This window comes from Streptomyces sp. NPDC055632, from assembly GCF_053618675.1.
This window is the reverse complement of the sequence record NZ_JBSHHY010000057.1, coordinates 1-18728: the sequence shown is the minus strand read 5'-3', so window position 1 is coordinate 18728 and position 18728 is coordinate 1. Positions and strand designations below refer to the sequence as shown.

The 18728-nt window shown below is 71.6% G+C and carries 15 protein-coding genes and 1 pseudogene; 4 read left to right on the top strand and 12 right to left on the bottom strand.

What is annotated here, in order from left to right; all coding sequences use genetic code 11:
• The first annotated feature begins 30 nt into the window (after nt 1-30).
• Nucleotides 31-762: a maleylpyruvate isomerase family mycothiol-dependent enzyme gene (locus tag ACWGSR_RS35500; RefSeq protein ID WP_453573134.1), complete on the top strand. Its 732-nt coding sequence runs from the start codon at nt 31-33 to the stop codon at nt 760-762.
• A 631-nt stretch (nt 763-1393) separates the two neighbouring features.
• Nucleotides 1394-3001, top strand: a complete 1608-nt coding sequence (locus ACWGSR_RS35495; protein WP_453573131.1) for a hypothetical protein — start codon at nt 1394-1396, stop codon at nt 2999-3001.
• 48 nt (nt 3002-3049) lie between these two features.
• On the opposite strand, the gene ACWGSR_RS35490 is transcribed toward ACWGSR_RS35495, so the two are convergent.
• The 7 genes from ACWGSR_RS35490 to ACWGSR_RS35460 all read right to left on the bottom strand — a co-directional run bounded on the left by ACWGSR_RS35490 (nt 3050) and on the right by ACWGSR_RS35460 (nt 12654).
• Nucleotides 3050-3985: an alpha/beta fold hydrolase gene (locus ACWGSR_RS35490; protein WP_453573128.1), complete on the bottom strand. Its 936-nt coding sequence runs from the start codon at nt 3983-3985 to the stop codon at nt 3050-3052.
• Between the two features lie 151 nt (nt 3986-4136).
• Nucleotides 4137-5312: an amidase domain-containing protein gene (locus ACWGSR_RS35485; protein ID WP_376242682.1), complete on the bottom strand. Its 1176-nt coding sequence runs from the start codon at nt 5310-5312 to the stop codon at nt 4137-4139.
• 150 nt (nt 5313-5462) lie between these two features.
• Entirely contained in the window at nt 5463-6749 is a 1287-nt protein-coding gene (locus tag ACWGSR_RS35480) for a hypothetical protein (RefSeq protein WP_453573125.1), read from the bottom strand.
• Between the two features lie 71 nt (nt 6750-6820).
• The gene (locus ACWGSR_RS35475) at nt 6821-9121 is read right to left on the bottom strand and encodes a transglycosylase domain-containing protein (RefSeq protein ID WP_453573122.1); all 2301 of its coding nucleotides are present in this window, start codon (nt 9119-9121) and stop codon (nt 6821-6823) included.
• 338 nt (nt 9122-9459) lie between these two features.
• Nucleotides 9460-9834, bottom strand: a complete 375-nt coding sequence (locus ACWGSR_RS35470; protein ID WP_366379334.1) for a DUF6009 family protein — start codon at nt 9832-9834, stop codon at nt 9460-9462.
• 190 nt (nt 9835-10024) lie between these two features.
• The gene (locus tag ACWGSR_RS35465) at nt 10025-11599 is read right to left on the bottom strand and encodes a DNA primase family protein (RefSeq protein ID WP_453573119.1); all 1575 of its coding nucleotides are present in this window, start codon (nt 11597-11599) and stop codon (nt 10025-10027) included.
• The gene (locus ACWGSR_RS35460) at nt 11596-12654 is read right to left on the bottom strand and encodes a bifunctional DNA primase/polymerase (RefSeq protein ID WP_453573116.1); all 1059 of its coding nucleotides are present in this window, start codon (nt 12652-12654) and stop codon (nt 11596-11598) included. Before ACWGSR_RS35460 ends, ACWGSR_RS35465 begins: the two co-directional genes overlap by 4 nt.
• 642 nt (nt 12655-13296) lie before the next feature.
• Here ACWGSR_RS35460 and ACWGSR_RS35455 point away from each other — a divergent pair.
• Complete coding sequence (locus ACWGSR_RS35455; protein ID WP_453573113.1) at nt 13297-13956, top strand: DUF6518 family protein; 660 nt, start codon at nt 13297-13299, stop codon at nt 13954-13956.
• A 31-nt stretch (nt 13957-13987) separates the two neighbouring features.
• Here the strand turns inward: ACWGSR_RS35455 and ACWGSR_RS35450 are convergent, their stop codons facing one another.
• Together ACWGSR_RS35450 and ACWGSR_RS35445 are read right to left on the bottom strand one after the other, a co-directional pair.
• A complete protein-coding gene (locus ACWGSR_RS35450) occupies nt 13988-14689 on the bottom strand; it encodes a 4'-phosphopantetheinyl transferase family protein (protein WP_453573110.1) in 702 nt (233 codons plus the stop codon).
• A gap of 96 nt (nt 14690-14785) precedes the next feature.
• On the bottom strand, nt 14786-15448 hold the full coding sequence (locus ACWGSR_RS35445; RefSeq protein ID WP_453573107.1) for a DUF4097 family beta strand repeat-containing protein: 663 nt from the start codon (nt 15446-15448) through the stop codon (nt 14786-14788).
• 235 nt (nt 15449-15683) lie between these two features.
• On the opposite strand from ACWGSR_RS35445, the gene ACWGSR_RS35440 reads away from it, so the two are divergent.
• Complete coding sequence (locus ACWGSR_RS35440; protein WP_453573164.1) at nt 15684-16484, top strand: helix-turn-helix domain-containing protein; 801 nt, start codon at nt 15684-15686, stop codon at nt 16482-16484.
• 13 nt (nt 16485-16497) lie between these two features.
• On the opposite strand, the gene ACWGSR_RS35435 is transcribed toward ACWGSR_RS35440, so the two are convergent.
• From ACWGSR_RS35435 to ACWGSR_RS35425, 3 genes and pseudogenes are all read right to left on the bottom strand, one after another.
• Nucleotides 16498-16755, bottom strand: coding sequence for an acyl-CoA carboxylase subunit epsilon (locus tag ACWGSR_RS35435; protein ID WP_376242665.1), 258 nt, complete (start codon nt 16753-16755; stop codon nt 16498-16500).
• A complete protein-coding gene (locus ACWGSR_RS35430) occupies nt 16752-18398 on the bottom strand; it encodes an acyl-CoA carboxylase subunit beta (RefSeq protein WP_376242663.1) in 1647 nt (548 codons plus the stop codon). The genes ACWGSR_RS35435 and ACWGSR_RS35430 overlap by 4 nt, the downstream gene beginning before the upstream one ends.
• A gap of 171 nt (nt 18399-18569) precedes the next feature.
• A pseudogene (locus ACWGSR_RS35425) lies at nt 18570-18728 on the bottom strand (2-oxoacid:ferredoxin oxidoreductase subunit beta); the annotation flags it as partial.

Genomic DNA, 18728 nt, shown 5'->3' with positions numbered 1-18728 from the left:
GGACGCACGGACACCGGACGGAGAGACGCCATGACGTACGACGGAAGTGCGGGGCCCGCCGCCCTGCTGCCCCTGCTGCGCACGTCCGTGGAGCGGTTGCACGCCTCGGCGGCGGCCCTGACGGACGACGACGTGCGGGCCCCCTCGCTGCTGCCCGGCTGGACCCGCGCGCACGTGCTCACGCACATCGCCCGCAGCGCCGATTCGCGCTCCCGGCTGCTGACCGCCGCCCGCACGGGCGCGGACCTCGCCCAGTACGACGACGAGGCGCAGCGGGAGCGGGAGATCGAGGAGGGCGCCGGACGGCGGGCCGGCGAGCTGGCGGCGGACCTGCGCGGTGCGCTGGGCGGGTTCCTGACGGCCGCCGCCGCGCACCCGGATGCGGCGTGGGAGGTGCCGGTGCGCTGGCTGGGCGGGAGGATGCGCCCCGTGCGGCGCGCGGTCGGCAGCCTGCTGCGTGAGGTGGAGGTGCACCACACCGACCTGGGGTGCGGTCACCGGCCCGCGGACTGGCCGCCGTTCTTCGTCGCCCGCGAACTCGCGACCACGGCGGCCGGGCTGCGGGAGCGTGACGACGTGTCCGGCATGGTGCTGGTCGCCGACGAGGACCGGGTGCTGCGTCCGGTCGGCGACGGGCACGGGCCGCGGGTCTCGGGGCCGGCGGCGGCTCTCCTGGGCTGGCTGACCGGTCGCGCGGACGGGCACGGCCTCACCCTCGACCCGCCCGGTCCGCTGCCGGACGTGCCCGTCTGGCGGAGCTGACCGGGCGTCCGGTCGTCGAGTGGCGGCGGGCCCGGCCGCCGACGACAGCGTCCTGGACCGCCGGCCCGGCATCGCCGCCGTCGGCGGTGCGGATGTCGGCGGTGCTGATGTCGGCGGCCGGCCAGAAACGTAAGGAACTACGTGCCCGAGCACGCCGCCGAACAGGTCACCCACCCTGGCACCACATGAACCACCAGCCACCCGCTTCGGCGGAGTGCGCAGGGCCGCACCCGCACACGCCGAGCGGCCCGCACCGATCAGGTGCGGGCCGCTCGTCCGCCCAAGGGCCCGCTGGAGGGGGAAGTCCAGCAGGCCCTGCCACATCCAGAGCGCCCCCAAGCGCTCCACCCCCGCATGCCCCCGATCCTCCCGACTACACCCCGAACACCCGGAGCGGGGAAGGCTTGAACGACGGCACATCCGGTCGGTCGGTGCGAGCAGGGCGCCGGGACCTGATCTCCTCCATCGGCGTCGGTGACTCGTTCTCCTGTTCCTGTTCGACGTCACGGTCACGACGCGGTCGTCGACCCTTCGTCATGCCCGGTCGCACATCGGTTCGGGCGTGCGTACAACCCGGAAGCCGTCCCGGGCATCACACAGGTGATCATCAATGACAGCCCGGGAGAATTCCTTGAGAAGAACCGCCTCGGCGGCGCTCGTCGCCGCCACCGTCGTGCTCGGCACCCTGCTCGCGCCCGGCACCGCGCAGGCCGCGGACCCCCTCCAGTTCCTGAATGTCAAGGCGTATCCCGAAGGCATCCGGATCACGACCATGGGCTGGGAAAACTTCTCGGCCCACCTCCGCAAGAAGGGCAGCGAGACCCGGGTCAAGACCGTCACCGGGTTCAGGTCCACCGACGACTGCGAGATCGACTGCTCGTCGGAGGACCACTACGAGTCCGGCCCGGTGGCCCTGGCCGACCTCGGCGTCTACTCCGTGGACATCGAGTACAAGGGCACCGAGGGCGAGACGATCCTCCACAAGGACGCGGCGGAGCTCGACTACCGTCTGCAGGCCACCTTCCGGAACAGCGCCGCGTCCAAGGCGGTCTCCCTCGACGACCTGGGCACCACCGTCTCCTCCGACCTCGTCGCCCGGGACCCCCGCGACGGGAAGCTCACCCCTCTGCCCGGCAAGCAGGTGACCGTCGACGTCTCCGGCCGGACCCTGACGGCCACGAGCGACGCCGCCGGCCACCTCTCCGTCCCGGTGAAGTTCACCGGGACGGAGAGCTCCAGCAAGATCTGGCTCCGGCCCGCCTCCGGCGACTACATCGGTTTCTGGGGTTCCGTCGCGCCCGCGGTCGAGGTCCAGCAGGCGAAGATCGTCCTGGACGAGGACTCCCGGCAGTTCACCGCTCCCTACGGTTCCACCGTCACCGTCCGCGGCAGCATCTGCCGCATCGCCAAGGACGGTACGGAGAAGCCGGTCGCCGCGTCGATGCGGCTGGTGATCCCCAACACCGTGGTGCCCGGCTTCACCAGTGACGCCGCGGGCCGGTTCGCCAAGTCGGCGCGGATCCTGAAGTCCTCGACCTGGAAGGTCGCCGCCGACCCCTACCAGCCGTGGCTCGACTACTCCACGGCCGCGGAAGTCAAGGCCACCGTGACGGCGGGCGCCGCCTTCAGCGATGTGAGGATGAGCATCGACAAGCACCGCACGGTGTACGCCAGGGGGGTACTGGTCCAGCGCGCCACCTCGGCCGCCCCCGGCCCCGCCAAGGTCGAGCTCCAGTACTCGGCCGACGGCCGCACCGGCTGGACCACCCGCGCGAGCGCGGAGACCGTCATCGGCGAGTACTTCAGCCTGCCGGCCACGGCGAACGCGTCCGCCGACGGGTACTGGCGGCTGCGGTACGCGGGCCGGCCCGACCTCGACGGGGCGGTCTCCTCGCGGTTCCGCCTGACCAAGACCGTGACCACCGTCGCCGAGTTCAACGTGAACCCCGAGCCCGTCCGGAAGGGCCAGTACCTGACCCTCACCGGCAAGCTCAAGCAGCGGGCCGCGTCCGACGCCGACTGGAAGCCGTACGGCGGCCAGACGGTGCGCTTCTACTTCACGGCCGACGGCAGCACCACCGCGACCTACGTGGGGTCGACCACGACCGCCGCCGACGGCTCCGTCAACCGCAGGTTCGCCGCCAAGGCCTCCGGCACCTGGCAGGCCATGTTCTACGACAACGGCACCACCCACTTCGCGAGCAGGAGCCGCGAGGACCACGTGGCCGTCACCGGCTGACACACCGACCGCGGAGGCCCGGCCGCTCCGGCGGCCGGGCCTCCGTGCTCACGGCGAGGTCAGGAGGGCCGCAGGGCGCTCGATCCTCTCGACGTCGTTCAGGAAGTCCAGTTCGTCGAAGGGGGTCTCGGTGTAGAAGCGCTGCCACAGGTCGGCCACCTCGGTCGGCCGCTCCAGCAGGGAGAGGTGGTCGGTCTCCTTGACGGTGGTGAACCGTGCGCGGGGGAAGAGCTCCGCCACCCGGCGGCTGTGCGAGGGCGGCGTGAGGGTGTCGTACTCGCCGGTGAAGGCCAGGCAGGGGACGTCGGGGAGAGGGCCGGAGGCGTACACGCCGTGGCGGAGCACGCGGTCGCTGTGCTCGGCGTCCATGCGCAGTTCGTGCGCGGTGCGGTCCATGCCCTGGCGGTGGAGCATCCGGGCCATGACGTTGCGCTTCCGTACGGGACCGAGCTCCGGGGGCGCCGTGAACGCCGCCACCATGCCGGAGGCGTAGCCGGCGCGGTCGCCCTGCCGGAGCATGTCGGTCCACCCCGTGACCGCCGCCTTGAAGTTCTCGGGCACCACCAGCGTCGTGCCGGCCAGGATCATGCTCCGTACGGTCTCCGGGTGGCGCTGTGCGAAGCGCAGTGCCACGTTGCCGCCGTAGCAGGCTCCCATCAGGTGGACGGCCGGGTGTCCGAGGCCGGTCACCATGTGGTGGACCGCGTCGGCCAGGAAGTCCAGGCCGTAGCCGGCCGGGAGGAAGTCGGCGGATCCGTATCCCGGCAGGTCCACGGTGATCACCGGGGTCGTCGGCGTCAGCCGCGGTTCGTGCCTCACCCAGGTGTAGCGGTCCTGCGCGGACCCTCCCAGGATCACCACCGGCACCGTCCCCGGCTGTGCCGGGGACGGCACGACCCGCGCGTGGTAGGCGAAGCCCTCGTACGACAGCCGGTGCTCCACGGGTGTCCCGTCCGCGCTCGTCCTGCCGATTTCCGTTGTCACCGTGGGCCTCCTCCGGGAGCGTGTCACCGTCACCGGGCAACTCCCTGTGAACGACCGGGGCCCGGTTGCGTTACTCCGGGTCGGCAACGACGCCACAGCGCCCCGCGTCCGTGACGGACGCGGGGCGCTGTGGCTCGGGGGTGGCCGACCGTCAGGTGCGGTAGGCGTAGTACGCGGCGTTCGGGTAGGACGAGATGATGCTCGTCACCGAACGGCGCAGGGTGTTGGTGGAGTGGTACGTCAGGTACGGCACGCCGTTGCGGCGGGACGTGACGATCATGGTGTGGTCCTTGGACCCGTCCTTGTTGAAGTCGACCTGGAGGACGTCGCCGACGTCCAGCTGGTAGACGTTGGCGAGGCTGGTGGTGCGCTTGGAGTTCTGCGCGAACCAGGACCACTCGTTGACGCCGATGAAGGAGTGCGACTGGATGTCGGCGGTGCCGAACCAGCGCGTGTAGTCGTAGACGTAACCGGGCGCGTGCTTCCAGCCGCCGGCCTTGAGGGACTGGCTGACGAAGTTGGTGCAGTCGCCGCCCGCGCCGGCCCCGTTGAAGTTGGGGTAGGCCGGGTTGTAGTTCGTCCAGTACTTCTCCGCGTACGCGGCCATCGCCTTGTAGTCGTACTCGCCGCCGGTGAGGTTCTTGGGGGCGGCCGGCGGGCGCTTGGTGATGGCGGCGCGGGGCGCCGCCGGAGTGGTGGTGGTCTTGGCCGCCACGGTGGCGGTCATCGGCCGGGCGAGCTGGTTGACCGCGAGGTAGCCGTCGCCGGTCTCGCGGATCCTCGTGAGCTTCCAGGAGCCCTTCTTGTCCGCCTTGAAGGTGAGTTCGTGGCGGGCCTGGAAGCCGGTGGTGCCCGGCTCGCCACCGGTGACCTTCGCGTAGGTCAGGGTGGTGTTCTCGGTGACCGCGACGACGGCGGTGCGGCCCTTGACGTCGGTGCGGTCCAGGGTGACCGTGGTGCTGCCGGCGCTGTACTTCTCGCCGTTGCTCGCCAGCCGGTTCTTGCGGTCGCCGAGCTGCTTCCGGGCGGCGTTCTCGTTGCGGCCGATGTCCGAGGAGAGCTCCACCTTGCCGGAGAAGCCTTCGGTGAGGGCCTTCTTGCCGCCGTGGCGGGGCTGGTCGACCAGGGCGTTGGTACGGTCGGTGAAGACCGCGTCGGCCAGGCTCTGGAAGGCGGCCTTGGTCTTGGCGTCGACCTGGGGCTCGGCCGCCGTGGAGGCGCCCGCGTTCCAGTTGGGCAGCAGTGCGGCCCCCGCGACGGCCGATGCGGCGGCCGCCGTGAGTATCGTCGCCCGGCGTCGCGTGTGCTTCAGTTTTCTTGACTTCACTGGCGTTTTCCCCTCTTTCCCCGGCATAGGACCGCCGAGGTAAGCGGCATCTTCGCATGCCTTGTGCGGCTCGTGTGAAGGAGGTGGGACGACTGATGCAAGGAGGTTTCCGGACTGTCATCACCGGGGGCGTGGACGGCCGTCGGCGGGTCACTTCACGACGGTGGACCAGTCCGGCGACTGGGCCGGGTCGAGGCTGCGGAGCCGCTCCAGGGTGGCGGGCTTCTGGGCGTCCATCCAGTCGGCGAGCTCCCTGAAGGACACGCACTTGACGTCCTTCTTGGTGCACACGTTCTCGATCATGCGGTCGACGGCCTTCATGTAGATGCCGCCGTTCCACTCCTCGAAGTGGTTGCCGATGAACAGCGGGGCGCGGCTGCCGTAGTAGACGCGATCGAATCCGGCCATGTAGGTGTCCAGGGTCTCCTGCTGCCACTTCGGGTACATGGCCGGGTCGCCGTCGGTCTTGCCCTCGGACTGGTTGTAGAGGAAGTTGAAGTCCATGGACAGGCCCTGGTACTTGCCGCCCTCGTACGGAAGCATCTGGAGCGGGAAGTCCCATATGCCGTTCTTCTTCTTCGGCCAGATCTGGAAGTCGCCGGCGGAGCTGGCGTCGTAGCGCCAGCCGTAGCCCTTGGCGGCCTGGAGGAGGTTGGCCTGGCCTTCGAGGCAGGGGGCGCGGCCGCCGGCGACCTCACGGCGTATGTCGAACGGCAGCGGATCGAGGTCGGTCCTGCCGGTGTTGGTCTTCCACTTCTCCACGAAGCCGTAGAACTGGTCGATCTCGCTCTTCCACTCCGGCACGCTCCAGTCGCCGCCGCCCTTGGCGCCGCAGAAGTGCCCGTTGAAGTGGGTGCCGATCTCGTTGCCGTCCTTCCACGCCCCGCCGAGCTGCTCCAGGGTGGTGTAGACGTGCTCGTCGGTGGGGAAGCTGATGGCCGCGCTGCCCCGGGGGTGCTGCGGCGGTTCGTACAGGTCCTTCTTGCCCTTGGGCAGCAGGTAGATGCCGGTGAGGAAGAAGGTCATGTGGGCGTTGTGCTTGTTGGCCATCTCCCGGTAGTGCGCGAACAGTCCGTCGTCGCCCTGGAGGGCGCCGTCCCAGGAGAAGACGACGAACTGCGGCGGCTTCTCACCGGGCTTGAGGGGCTGGGGCTTGAGCTGCTCCTTCTGCGGGCCGGTGTAGGAGGTCGAGCCGTCGCCGATCACCTTGACCTTGCCGTCCCAGGCCGGTTCCCCCGAGGCTCCGGACACCGGCTGGCGCGGCGAGTCGTTCGTCGCGGACGCGGTCGGGGCGGTGTCGTCGGTGCCGGAGAGCACCAGGTAGCCGCCGAGGGTGGAGGCGACGACGAGGAGCGCCGCCAGGGCGAGCGTTCCGGGGCGGGCGGGGAGACGGCGGGGTGCGGGGTCCTTGCGGCGTCGGCCCGACGGCTTGTTCATCTGCGGCTCAATCTCTCGGTGGCCTCAATCCCTCGGAGGCGTGGACGTGGACGGTGCGGTCGCGCCGGTGGTCAGCCGAGCGGTCTCAGGGCTTCCGCCCAGATGCCGTACGGGACGCTGTCGGCGATCGTGCCGCCCAGTCCCTCCAGCGGCAGGGGTTCGAGGCTCTTGGCGAGGTCGATGCGGTAGACGACGACCGCGGTGGACACCTTCTTCTCGGTGCCGACGTACCAGGCGGCGGTGTCGTCCTCGGTGGTGCCCCGCTTTCCCGCGACCTCGCCGCCCGCCTTCGCGGCGGTCTCCGGGTAGGCGGTGCGGAAGGCGTCCGTCAGGGCGGACTGCACCTCGGCGGCGGTGTCGGGGTCCATGGCCCGGCGCGTGGCCGGGGCGTCCGTGGCGACCTCGTGGCCGTTGCGGGTGACCTTGAGGATGGCGTACGGCTCGGTGTGCCGGCCCTGGGCGGCGAAGGTGGTGTAGCCGCTGGCCATCCGGATGGCGCTGGGCGTGGAGCTGCCGGCGGACAGGGCGGGCACCTGGGCGCCGAGGCTGGAGGGCAGCAGTCCGGCGGCCTGGGCGGTGGCGCGGACCTTGTCCAGGCCGGTGTCCATGCCGAGCTGCATGAAGGTGGTGTTGACGGAGGAGGCGAGGGCCCGGTGCAGGGAGATCTGCCCGTAGGACCGTCCGCCGTCGTTCTTCGCGGCGACCTTGCGGCCGCTGCGGTCCCAGTACGGCCCTTCCGGCGTGGTGACGGGCGCCTCGTCGTCGCCGGCGTACACCGTCTCGCCCGTCACCGGCTCGGGGGCGCCGTCCCGGCTCTTGCGCACGCCGTGTTCCAGGGCGGCGGCGTAGACGAACGGCTGGAACGCCGAGCCGGCGCGCACGGTGGTCGCGTTGGACTCGTTGTAGCCCTGCTTGCGGTGGTCGGGGCCGCCGTGGATGGCCAGGATCCGCCCGTCGACGGCGATGGAGGCGGCGCCGTAGTGGACGTGCTTCGCGGCCTCCGGGTCGTCCTTGCGGGCCTTGTCGCGGGCCGCGCCGACGGCCCGGGTGAGCTGGTCCACGCGCTTCTTGTCGAACGTCGTGTAGATCTGGTAGCCGCCGCGGTCGAAGTCCTTGTCGGAGACGTGCGCCGTCTTCTTGGCGTACTGGGTGGCGAGTTCCACCAGGTAGTCGCTCTGTTCACCGGTGTTGTAGAGCGGGTTGCTCTCCAGCGGCTCCGGGAAGGTCCGGTAGCCGGCGCGCTCCTCCGGCGACAGCTTGCCGATCTTCACCATCCGGTCGAGCGTCCACCGCCACCGCTCCTCGGCGCGGGCGTGGTTGGCCGCGCCGAGCGTCGGGTCGTACAGTCCGGCGCCCTTGAGGAGGGCGGCGAGGAAGGCGCCCTCGCTGGCGTTGAGTCCGCTGACGTCCTTGCCGTAGTAGGCCTGGGCGGCGCGCTGGATGCCGTAGGTGCCGCGGCCGAACCAGCTGGTGTTGAGGTAGCCCTCCAGGATCTCGTCCTTGCTCATCTTGTTGTCGAGCTTGAGGGCCATCATGGCCTCGGTGAACTTGCGGCTGTAGGTCTGCTCCTGGCTGAGGTAGACGTTCTTGACGTACTGCTGGGTGATGGTCGAGCCGCCCTGGGTGCTGCCCTGTCCGACGGTGCGCAGGACGGCGCGGGTGAGGCCCTTGGCCGAGATGCCGGGGTCGCTGTAGAAGCTCTCGTTCTCGGCGGCGAGCACCGCCCAGCGCACGTCCTCGGGCACGTCGTCCAGCTCCGTCTCCTGCCGCTGCACCCAGCCGGCGCGGGCCATGGGGGTGCCGTCGGCCCAGAAGTAGACGTTGTCCTGCTGGGTGGCGTAGGAGTTGAGGTTGTCCGGGATGTCGGTGACGGCGTAGGCGACCGTCAGGGTCAGGACGCTCAGCCCGAGCGAGGCGAGGACCGCTCCCCCGGTCTGCCGCCAGGAGGGCACCCAGCGCTTCCAGCCGGTCCGTCCGGGGCGGGGGTAGTGCGGCCGCGCGCGGCGCAGCCGGGGGCCGAGCACGGCGACGACGACGGCGAGGGCGGCCGTGACGGCGGCGACGAGGCGGGCGGCGGGCGCCGCCTTGGGCGCCTTGCGGCGGCGCCGGGTTCCCGGCCGGCCGGGCGCGGCGGCTCCGGCGTCCGCGCGGCGGGACGCGCGGGATCCGGGGGCGGCGGCCGGAGAGTCGCCGGCCGGAAAGTCGCCGGTCCGTCCGCTTCGTTCCGTTTCGGAGGGCATGTCGTCGGACGTCTCGTGCCGGCCCGCGCCGGGTATCAGCGGCTCTCCGGCGCGGGTGGTGGGTATGCCGCCCTCGGGCACGCGGAGCTGCATCGTCTCGTCGGGTATCAGCCGCTGCCCGAAGAAACGCATGCGTGTCGAGGGGCTCGGCTCCGACGGGTCTCCCTCGCCCCCCTGAGCGTGCCCTCCCTGCCCTGCCTGGGTCACGATCGGCCTCTCTCCGTACTCCCTGTCGCGCGCGCAGGCAGGCAGTACAGACGTACGAGGGCTTCCCGGCTACCGTTATGGCGGTCGCAAACCCTGACTTCCCCCCGACCTCACGGGATCGCGGCTCTCAAATTACCAGCGCGTTTCGCACGATCTCCACACGATGTTCGGGCGAATCAGGTCACATCATGGCTGACCGGTGCCTGTCGCCCCGCCGCGCACAGGCTACGAGCGGCAGGGACCGGAGGGACCGAAGAATCGGTTCAGGCGACCGTCGCCTCGGTCCCCCGCTGCGAGCGGGCGGTCTTGCTGCCCACCTGGCCCGGCCGGATCGTCCGCGGGTCCACCGCCTCGCCGGGCGCCCCCGCGCGGTACAGCCCGTCGGGCTCGGCGTCGCGGTCGTGGGGCAGCAGGTAGAAGACGCGTCGTTTCTGCAGTCCGCTGTCGGGGTCGGCCTCGGCGCTGTCGTCGAGTTCGGCGAAGCCGATCATGCGCCCGTCGCGGTGGTAGCGGGGCTTTCCGCGGCGGCGGGGGGTCTTGTCCAGGGCCTGGCGCACGTAGTCGAGCTCTTCCGGGTCCTCCAGCCACACCACTCTGTTCTCGTGGGTGAGGTCGCCTGCCGTCAGGAGCGAACTCATGGCCTGGATCCCTTCTCGGTCGTCTCGGCCCGCGGGGGGCCCGGTCTCCTCCACGCCGTGCTCGGCGCCGGTGTCGGTGTGCGGCCGGCCGTCGCGGGGCCCGGCGGCTGGATGCCTCGGCTCATTCCTCGTCCATGGTATGTGTGTCGGTCGTCTTCGAAGGGCACGCGGTCCGGCTTCACCCCGAGGCCTACCCGTCTGCGGTACGCCGGGGCGGCTCGTCGTCCGCCAGGAGGGCGAGCCCGGGATAGAACTTCTGCCCGTTGGAGCGCAGCATCTCGCCGGGCGAGGCGACGCCGATCTCGGCCCGGATCCGCGTGGCGAACGCGCGGGTGGTGGCGGGGCGCAGCCCTTCGCCGTCCTGGCACCAGCTGCTGTAGGCGCGGTAGAGGGCGCCCTGCTCGACTTTGAGGTCGCGGGGTTCCTCCAGGTCGCCGCCGGTGGTGCAGCATTCGGCGAGGAAGCGTCCGATGTGGTCCTCGGTGGTGGCGTACGCCTGGGTGGCGGTGCGGACCACGCTGGGGCCGGTCAGGGCGGGTTTGGCGGCCAGGTAGGCCTTGGCCCCCTGGATCATCCAGTGGAGGATGCCGGGGCCCTCGTCGTGGACGAGGATCTCGGCGAGGTTGTCGATCTTGCGGTGGTCGGGGACGACGCGCTCGAAGGGGATGAGGCGGATGCGCCGCCAGAAGGCGTGTCCGCCGGTGCCGACCTCGGGGCGGTGGTTGCCCAGCAGCCACAGCTTGTGGGTGGGTTCGAAGCTGAAGAAGTCCTGCCGCATGCGCCGGGCCTTGAGGCGGTCGCCGCCGGTGAGGAGTTTGACGCGGGCCTCGTCGAACTTGTCGTGGGGCTTGAGCTCGCTGCAGACGAACAGCCGGCGGCCGTGGAGCTCGGTCAGCTCGGTGGAGTGCTCGTTGAACTTTCCGCGTTCCATGAGGAAGCCGGGGGGCGCGACGTCGGCGTAGTCGCCGAGGATCTTGATGACGACGTCGAGGAGCGCCGACTTGCCGTTGGCGCCGACTCCGTAGAGGAAGGGCAGGACCTGGCCGCCGACGTCGCCGGTGATGGAGTAGCCGAGCAGGAGGTGCAGGAAGTCGATCATCTCCCTGCCCGGGTCGTCCTCGCCGAAGGTCTGGGCGAGGAAGGCGTGGAACCGGGGCGTGGGCATGGCCTCGGGCGCGAGGTAGGTGGCCCGTGAGTGCAGGTCCCGGGTGGGGTCGGGCTTGCGGAGTTCGCCGGTGCGCAGGTCCACGACGCCCGCCGGGGTGCACAGGGCGTACTTGTCGCCGTCGAGGGTGTCGGGGTCGAGGGCGAGTCCGGGCGAGGCCTTGGCCTGGGCCAGCATGGCCTTCACGCCGGAGGTGGACATGGCGCGCTTGCGGTGCTGGGTGAGTTCGCGGTCGGTGAAGACGCCGCGGGAGTCGGTGGTGGGCAGTTCCTCGGCCATGTCGCCCGCGGCCCAGATGGCGGCCTTCTCCCCGCCGGTGCGCTTCCACCGGTACTCGTCCCAGACGTACCAGCCCAGGCCCTCGACGTGCCGGAAGCGGTCGTGGTGGAGGTGGGCGAAGAGCTTGGCGTTGCCGCGGTCGCTGAGGTCGGCGAGCAGCCCGGACTGGACGAAGTCGGAGGGGTCCGGGGGGACCGCCGTTCCGTTCTTCCGCCGGGGAGGCAGCAGCTCGGCGGGGCCGGGCGCGGACCCGTCGCCGAACACGGCGAGCTGTTCGGCCGCCGCTTGGGCGTTGAACCCGGTGCTTCCGGCGCTGCTCATGTGCGTTCCTCGGGTCGGATGGGTCGGGCGCTGCCGGCGCGCATGCCGGTCTCGACGATGTGGGCGTTCCTGCGGAGCTGGTGGGGCCGGGCGCGCGTGGCGGTTTCGAGGAGCAGTCGCCGGGTCTCGGCGTCCCCGAGGTGGCCGCCCCGGACGAGTCCGCCGGCGGTGAAGGCCGCCCGGTTGAGCTTCTCGCTGAAGGCCGCCCCCTCGGGGACGGCGCCGCAGGCCTCCACGTCCCGGAGGAGGGCGGCGAGGACGCGCGGGGCGCTTCCGGGCCGGGAGGCAGTCGTCGCGGAGGAGGCCGTCGCGGAGGGGGCCGTCACGGAGGGGCTCGGGGGCGGTGGCGGGTCGGCGCGGTGTCCGGTGCGGGTGAGTTCGGCGGTGAGCCAGAGCGGGAGCAGGGCGGGGGTGCGGGCGCCGGGCAGGGCCCGGTAGTCGCCGGCCGTCGTGCGGGTGCCGGGGGCGACGATGTAGCCGTTGGCGGCCCGGACGTCGACCTGCCAGGCGAGGGCGGTGCGGTGGCCGGATCCGCTGGAGGACTTGAACGCGGGCGCGTGCCGGGGCGCGCGGTACCAGACGTGCATGCCGCCGGAGGGCGTCCGTACGCGCAGGGTCGAGGTGTCCGCGCAGGGGTCGGGCCTGCGGCGGTGGGCGGCCAGCAGGGCGAGGGTGTCGAATCCGCTGCCGAGTCCGGTCAGGTCGACGGAGTCGTGGACGGGGATGCCGGGCAGGAGCCGGGACCGCTCGGGCGGGCGGTCGGTGTGGGCGTCCACGTCGATGACGACCAGGCGCGAGGGTCCGCAGGCGACGCCGACCCCGAAGCGGGGCTGGGCGGCCCACCACTGCCGGACCGTGTCGAGGTCGGTGGTGGCGGCGTGGAAACCGTGGCACCAGCCGCGTCGCGCGTGGCAGGGGCACTGCCGGGCGGGGTGGGTTCCCGTCGTGCACGCGCCGCAGTTGGGGGCGGGCGTCTTGGCGCCGGGGGCCAGGGGGTGCACGGCGAACCCGTGCCGGACCATCCAGGTCGCGACGTCTTCGGGACGGACGGGCACGGGTTCTTCCTTGGCGGTGCGGAGGAGGCGTTCACAGGGACTGAAGGGACTGAAGATTTCCTATCGCGGATGCTAGCCCAGCGTCACGGGTGACTCACGCATGACGTCACCTCTTGTTTCGGAACCGGGTCCCTTCGGTCCCTCCGGTCTCTGGCCCGTCCCCGGACCGGGCGTACGGGGGAGATGCGCGCCCCCTTGCCGGGTACCCCTCCCCCGGACACCCTCCCCGGCCCGGAGGGGCTGATGCCGCACTCGGACCCTTCGGTCCCTGTCCCTTCGGTCACTGCACGAACCTGCAGGTCAGGGGGCTGGGCCGATCGGTCCAGGGACTGAAAGGGACTGAAGGGACTCAAATCTCCAGTTATCAGCGGCACAGGCTTCATGGACAGGGATACGAGTACTTGTTCACGCCCGCGCATACACGCACGCACGTAAAGGCCGGAAACAGGAAAATTGAGTCCCTTCAGTCCCTGAGTCCCTGCCGAAGAACGGGCTGACCTGCGGTTTCGCACAGGGACTGAAAGTGGGAGGGACTGAACGGGAGAGGGACTGGTCCGCAGCGTCGGGGAACGCGGCGGCGGGTTCGCGCATCTTCACGGCTGCACCCGGGGGCGCAGAGCCCCGTGGACCTCGGAAGAGACAGTGAGCACCCTCGTGAACGCCTCCCCCGCCCTCGTGTCAGTGTCCGGTACCGGCGGAGGGACGCGGGGCCGCGTGGTGGTGTCCGCGCTCGTCGGCGGGCTCCTCCTCGGGGTGCTGACCAATCTGGCCCAGGGGTGGCTCCCGGGGGCCTGGAACCAGATCGCCAACTCCGGCGCGGTCTGGTCCGTCGCCGCGTTCGCGGCGGGCGCGATGGCGGCCCGGCGGGTCGGGCCACCCGTGGCCGCCGTCGCGGGGCTGTGCGCCGAGGCCGGGCTCGTGGTCGGCTACTACGGCTACGCGGAGGTCGCGCGCGACGGCATGGGGTCCCTGTTCGCCCCGCTCGTCCGGGTGGGGACGGCGTTCGTCGCCGGACCCCTGTTCGGGGTGGCGGGCGTCTGGTGGCGGGGCGAGAACGCGCGACGGCGCGTCGTCGCGCTCGCCGCGCTCGCGGGGGTCTTCGGCATGGAGGCCCTGCACTACGCCTTCGTCCTGCGGTACGCCCCCCAGGCGTGGGCCTGCCTCGGTGTCCTGCTGCTCGTGGTCCTGGCCATGGGCCGCGGCCTCAAGGAGCGTGCGCTGACCCTCCTGGCCTCCGTCGTCTTCTCCCTGCTCGCCCATCTCGTCGTCGACAAGCTGATCCTGTCGCCGCTCGTCGGCTGATCGCCTTCGCGGCCGTCCCGGGCCCCGCCGGTCATCCCGTCGGGAGCGTCCGGTGGATCCGCACCCCGCGCGGCGCCGGGGAGGCGACCGCGACGGCGGCCTTGTGGCCGGGGCCGGCGGGGAGGTCGGTGAACCGCCATCCGGGGAGGTCGCCGCGGACGTCGTCCGCGGCGAGGTCGCGGCCGAGACCGGTGCCCAGGCCCTTGAGGTAGGCCTCCTTGCGGGCCCACAGGCGGGCGAAGACCGCCGGCCTGTCGTGGAGGGGCGCCGACTCGATCTCGGCGCGTTCCGCCGGGTGCAGCATCCTCGTGAGCTCCTCCACGACCTGGGGCTCCGGTACGAGTTCCGCGTCGATGCCGATCGGGGTCGACGCGGTGCCGATGAGGACCAGGCCCCGGCTGTGGGAGAGCGAGAACTCCAGCGGCGCGGGGACGAGGACGGGCCGCCCGTGCTGCTCGCCGCAGCACGGGCAGGGGGCGCGGGTGAAGCGGAGGTCGCCCGGTGCCACGCCGGTCAGGGCGGACAGGACCGTGCGGAGCGCCACGTGGGCGAACCCGTAGAGCGCGCGGTCCCGGTCGTGGGCGAAGGCGGCCAGACGCCGGTGCTCGGCCTCGTCCAGGACGGCGAGGTCCCGTGCGGTGCGCGGAGCCGTCGGGGCGCGGAGGACCCATACCCGCACGTCGTGGTCGTCGGGTGTCCCGGTCTCGCTTCGGTACGTCGCTGCCGCCTCCATGGCGATCATGTTCCCAGATCGGGGTCACGGGGAGGGCGGGGGCTCTGGGGGGGGTGGGGTCGTGCGGGCGGACCGGGGCTCTACGGGCCGGGGGTCCTACAGGCTGCGGGCGGTGATGTCGCCCTTGGTGGTGGTGGCGTGGATGTCGAGCGTGGCCGTGCCGTCGTTCCTCAGGTCGTTGGCGACGCGGCCGTAGGCGGTGCCGGCGTCGAGCGAGGCGGAGACCCCTCGGGCGGCGCCGACCGAGATGTCGCCCTGCTGGGTGCGCAGGGTGACCGTGCCGCCCAGGGCCTCGGCGATCCGGATGTCGCCCCTCGTCGTGGTGATCTCGGCGGAGCCGCCCAGCCGGCCGATCTCGACGGTCCCGTCGACCGCGTCGAGGCGGACGCCCGTCGCCTCGTCGATCTTGATCCGCCGGTAGGCGCCGTCGAAGACGACCTCGCCGAGCCGTCCGACGCCCCGGAGCTCGGTGGCGGCGGCCTTGCCCTCGACCCGTGAGCCGGCGGGGAGCCGGACCGTCACCTCGACGGAGCCGGAGGAGCCGAAGTACTGGTTCTTCACCGGGATCCCGATCCGCAGGACGCCGTCGGCGTACTCCACCGAGGCCTGTTCGGCGATCTTGACGTCGCGGTTCTTCGCGGGGTTCATCGGCAGGACCTCGACCACGGTGTCGGTCCGGGTGGCAGCGATGACCTGGACGCGTCCGGCCGGGACGTCGAAGACGGCGACGATCGGGGTGGGGGTGTCGAACTTCTGCATGGCGCCCTCCTGACGAACCGATGTTTCGTATGATGGAAAGGCTACGTTGCGTTCGGGCGTGCGGCAATGAAGTGATTGCGTGGTGACTGCGTCGATGCAGTTCAGCGTCTTGAACTTGTTGCGGTGGGCTTGGGTTTAATGCAACGTCAAGTCTTTCGGTTGGTGCAATGGACTGATGGTTAACGCTACGGTGGAGACCTCGGTAGAGATCTCGGTGGAGACGAAGGAGGGCGTGGTGCCGGGAGGCAGGCTCACCCAGAAGGACCGTCAGCAGATCGCGCTGGGGCTGGCCGACGGCCTCGCCTACGCGGAGATCGCCAGGGGCCTCGGCCGTCCGACCTCGACGATCACGCGCGAGGTGATGCGCAACGGCGGCCCCGTCGGATACCGCGCGGACCTGGCCCACCGCGCCACGGAGCAGCGCACCCACCGGCGCAGGCCCGCCGCGCCCCGGGGGCCGGAGCCGGTCCACCGGCCGCGCGGGGGCGACCCCGAGGCCGTACGGGCGTACGAGGAGCTGTTCACCACCGTCATGATGCAGTCGGGCATGCCGAAGATGATGGCCCGCGTCATGGTCGCCCTCCTCATGACCGACGCCGGCAGTCTGACGGCGTCCGAGCTCGCCCGGCGCCTCCAGGTCAGCCCGGCGACCATCTCCAAGTCGATCGCCTTCCTGGAGAGCCAGGCCCTCGTCCGCAGGGAGCGGGACGAGCGCCGCCGCGAGCGCTACGTCGTCGACGACGACCTCTGGTACCAGTCGATGGTCGCCAGCGTGCGGTCCCTCGGCCAGCAGGTCGAGGTCGCGCGGCAGGGCGTCGGCGTCCTCGGCCCCGGCACCCCCGCCGCCGTCCGCCTGGAGAACGTCGCCCGCTTCCTCGACTTCGTCGCCGAGAGCCTCGCCCGCGCCGCCGAGCAGGCCCGCGAGGTCCTCTTCACGGAGTCCGAGGAGGAGGAGGAGTCTTCTGAGGAGTCTGAGGAATGGGAGGAACTGGAGGACCCGGAGGACATCGATGTACCGGACCGCGACCTCGGGTAGCGCCCGCCGGGGCCTACGAGGCCCAGGCGCCCGGCGCGACGAAGGTCGGCCGCCGGGCAAGCGGCAGCTTGTGCACCGGGGCCTCCTGCTCCCGCGCCCGGTCCTGGGCCTCCTGCTGGAGTCGCATCCGCGCGATGAGGAGGGCGGCCAGGGTCGCGACCTCCTCCGCCGTCGGGTTGCCCTTGACGATGCGGATCGAGGCCGCCAGGGACAGGGCCGCCGCGTCGTCGGCGGAAGCGGGGACATCGGGGTTCTCGGCGGGGGCGGTCACAGCGGGAGGTTCCCGTGCTTGCGGCTCGGCTGCTGCGCGTGCTTGGCGCGCAGCATGCCGAGGGCGGAGATGAGCCGGGAGCGGGTCTCGGCCGGGTCGATGACGTCGTCGACAAGGCCCCGTTCGGCCGCGTAGTACGGATGCATCAGCTCGTTCCTGTACTCCTCGATCTTCTGCGCGCGGGTGGCCTCCGGGTCGTCGGAGGCGGCGATCTCGCGGCGGAAGATGACGTTGGCCGCGCCCTCCGCGCCCATCACGGCGATCTCGTTCGACGGCCAGGCCAGGGCCACGTCCGCGCCGATGGAGCGCGAGTCCATGACGATGTAGGCGCCGCCGTAGGCCTTGCGCAGGATCAGCGAGATCCTGGGCACGGTCGCGTCGCAGTACGCGTACAGCAGCTTCGCGCCGTGCCGGATGATGCCGTCGTGCTCCTGGTCGACGCCGGGCAGGAAGCCGGGCACGTCGATCAGGGTGACGAGCGGGATGCTGAACGCGTCGCAGAACTGCACGAAGCGGGCGGCCTTCTCGGAGGCCTGGATGTCGAGGACGCCCGCGAGGTGGGCCGGCTGGTTGGCCACGACGCCGACGACGTGGCCGCCGAGGCGGGTCAGCGCGCAGACGACGTTCCGGGCCCACTGGGCGTGGACCTCGAAGTAGTCCCCGTGGTCGGCGATCTCCTCGATGAGGTCGCGGATGTCGTAGCCCTGGGTGGGCTTGGCCGGCACCAGGTCGAGGAGGCTCTCGCAGCGCCGGTCCACCGGGTCGTCGAGGTCGCCGGCGGGGGCGAGTTCGCGGTTGTTGGAGGGCAGCAGGGACAGCAGGTGGCGGACGTCCTCCAGGCAGCTCTCCTCGTCGTCGTACGCGAACGCCGCCACGCCCGACGTGCCGGCGTGGCTGTCCGCGCCGCCGAGGTGCTCCATGGTGACGGCCTCGCCGGTGACGGCCTGGACCACGTCGGGACCGGTGATGAACATCTGCGAGGTGCCGCGGACCATGAACACGAAGTCCGTGAGGGCCGGTGAGTAGGCCGCGCCGCCCGCGCACGGTCCGAGGACGACGGAGATCTGCGGGATCACCCCGGAGTTGCGGACGTTGCGCCGGAAGATGCCGCCGTAGCCGGCGAGGGCGGTGACGCCCTCCTGGATCCGGGCGCCGGCGCCGTCGCACAGTCCCACGATCGGGGCCCCGGCCGCCTCGGCCAGGTCCATCAGCTTGTGGATCTTCTCGGCGTGGGCCTCGCCCAGCGCCCCGCCGAAGATGCGGAAGTCGTGGGCGTACGCGAAGACGGTGCGGCCGTGGACCTTGCCCCAGCCCGTGACGACCCCGTCGGTGTACGGCTTCCTGTCCTCCAGGCCGAAGCCCTGGGCGCGGTGCCGGCGGAGCTGCTCTACCTCGTTGAAGGTGCCCTCGTCGAACAGGAGGTCGATGCGCTCGCGGGCGGTCAGCTTGCCCTTGGCGTGCTGGGCCTCGGTGGCGCGTTCGCCCGGCCCGGCCTCGGCCAGCGCGCGCACGGCGTGCAGCTCCGCGGTGCGCTCGCGCAGCGGGGCGAACAGGGGCTCCTCCCGGCGCGGGGGGATCGGAGCCGCGGGCCGGGGGGTCGGCGCGAGTACGGTCTCCAGTGGCGCTTCCTCGACGATGCTCATACGGGCCCTTTCGACGCGGGGGCACCGGGTCCGCCCGGTGCCGCGTCGTCCAGCTTCGTCAGGGGCGCTACATCTCCGCTCGACTCCCGCCCGGGGGCCGGTCGCGCTCCCCGGCGGGCCGGAGGGAGGGCGGGATTCCGCGCCCTCCCCCGGTGTCGTCGTGTCCGTGCCTCAGGTGATGACGGTCCAGGTGTCGTTGCCGGTGAGGAGTTGGGTGAGGTCGCCCTTGCCGTGTTGTGCGACGGCGGTGTCGAGCTGGTCGGCCATGAGGGTGTCGTAGACGGGCCGGTCCACCGATCGGAAGACGCCGATGGGGGTGTGGTGGAGGGT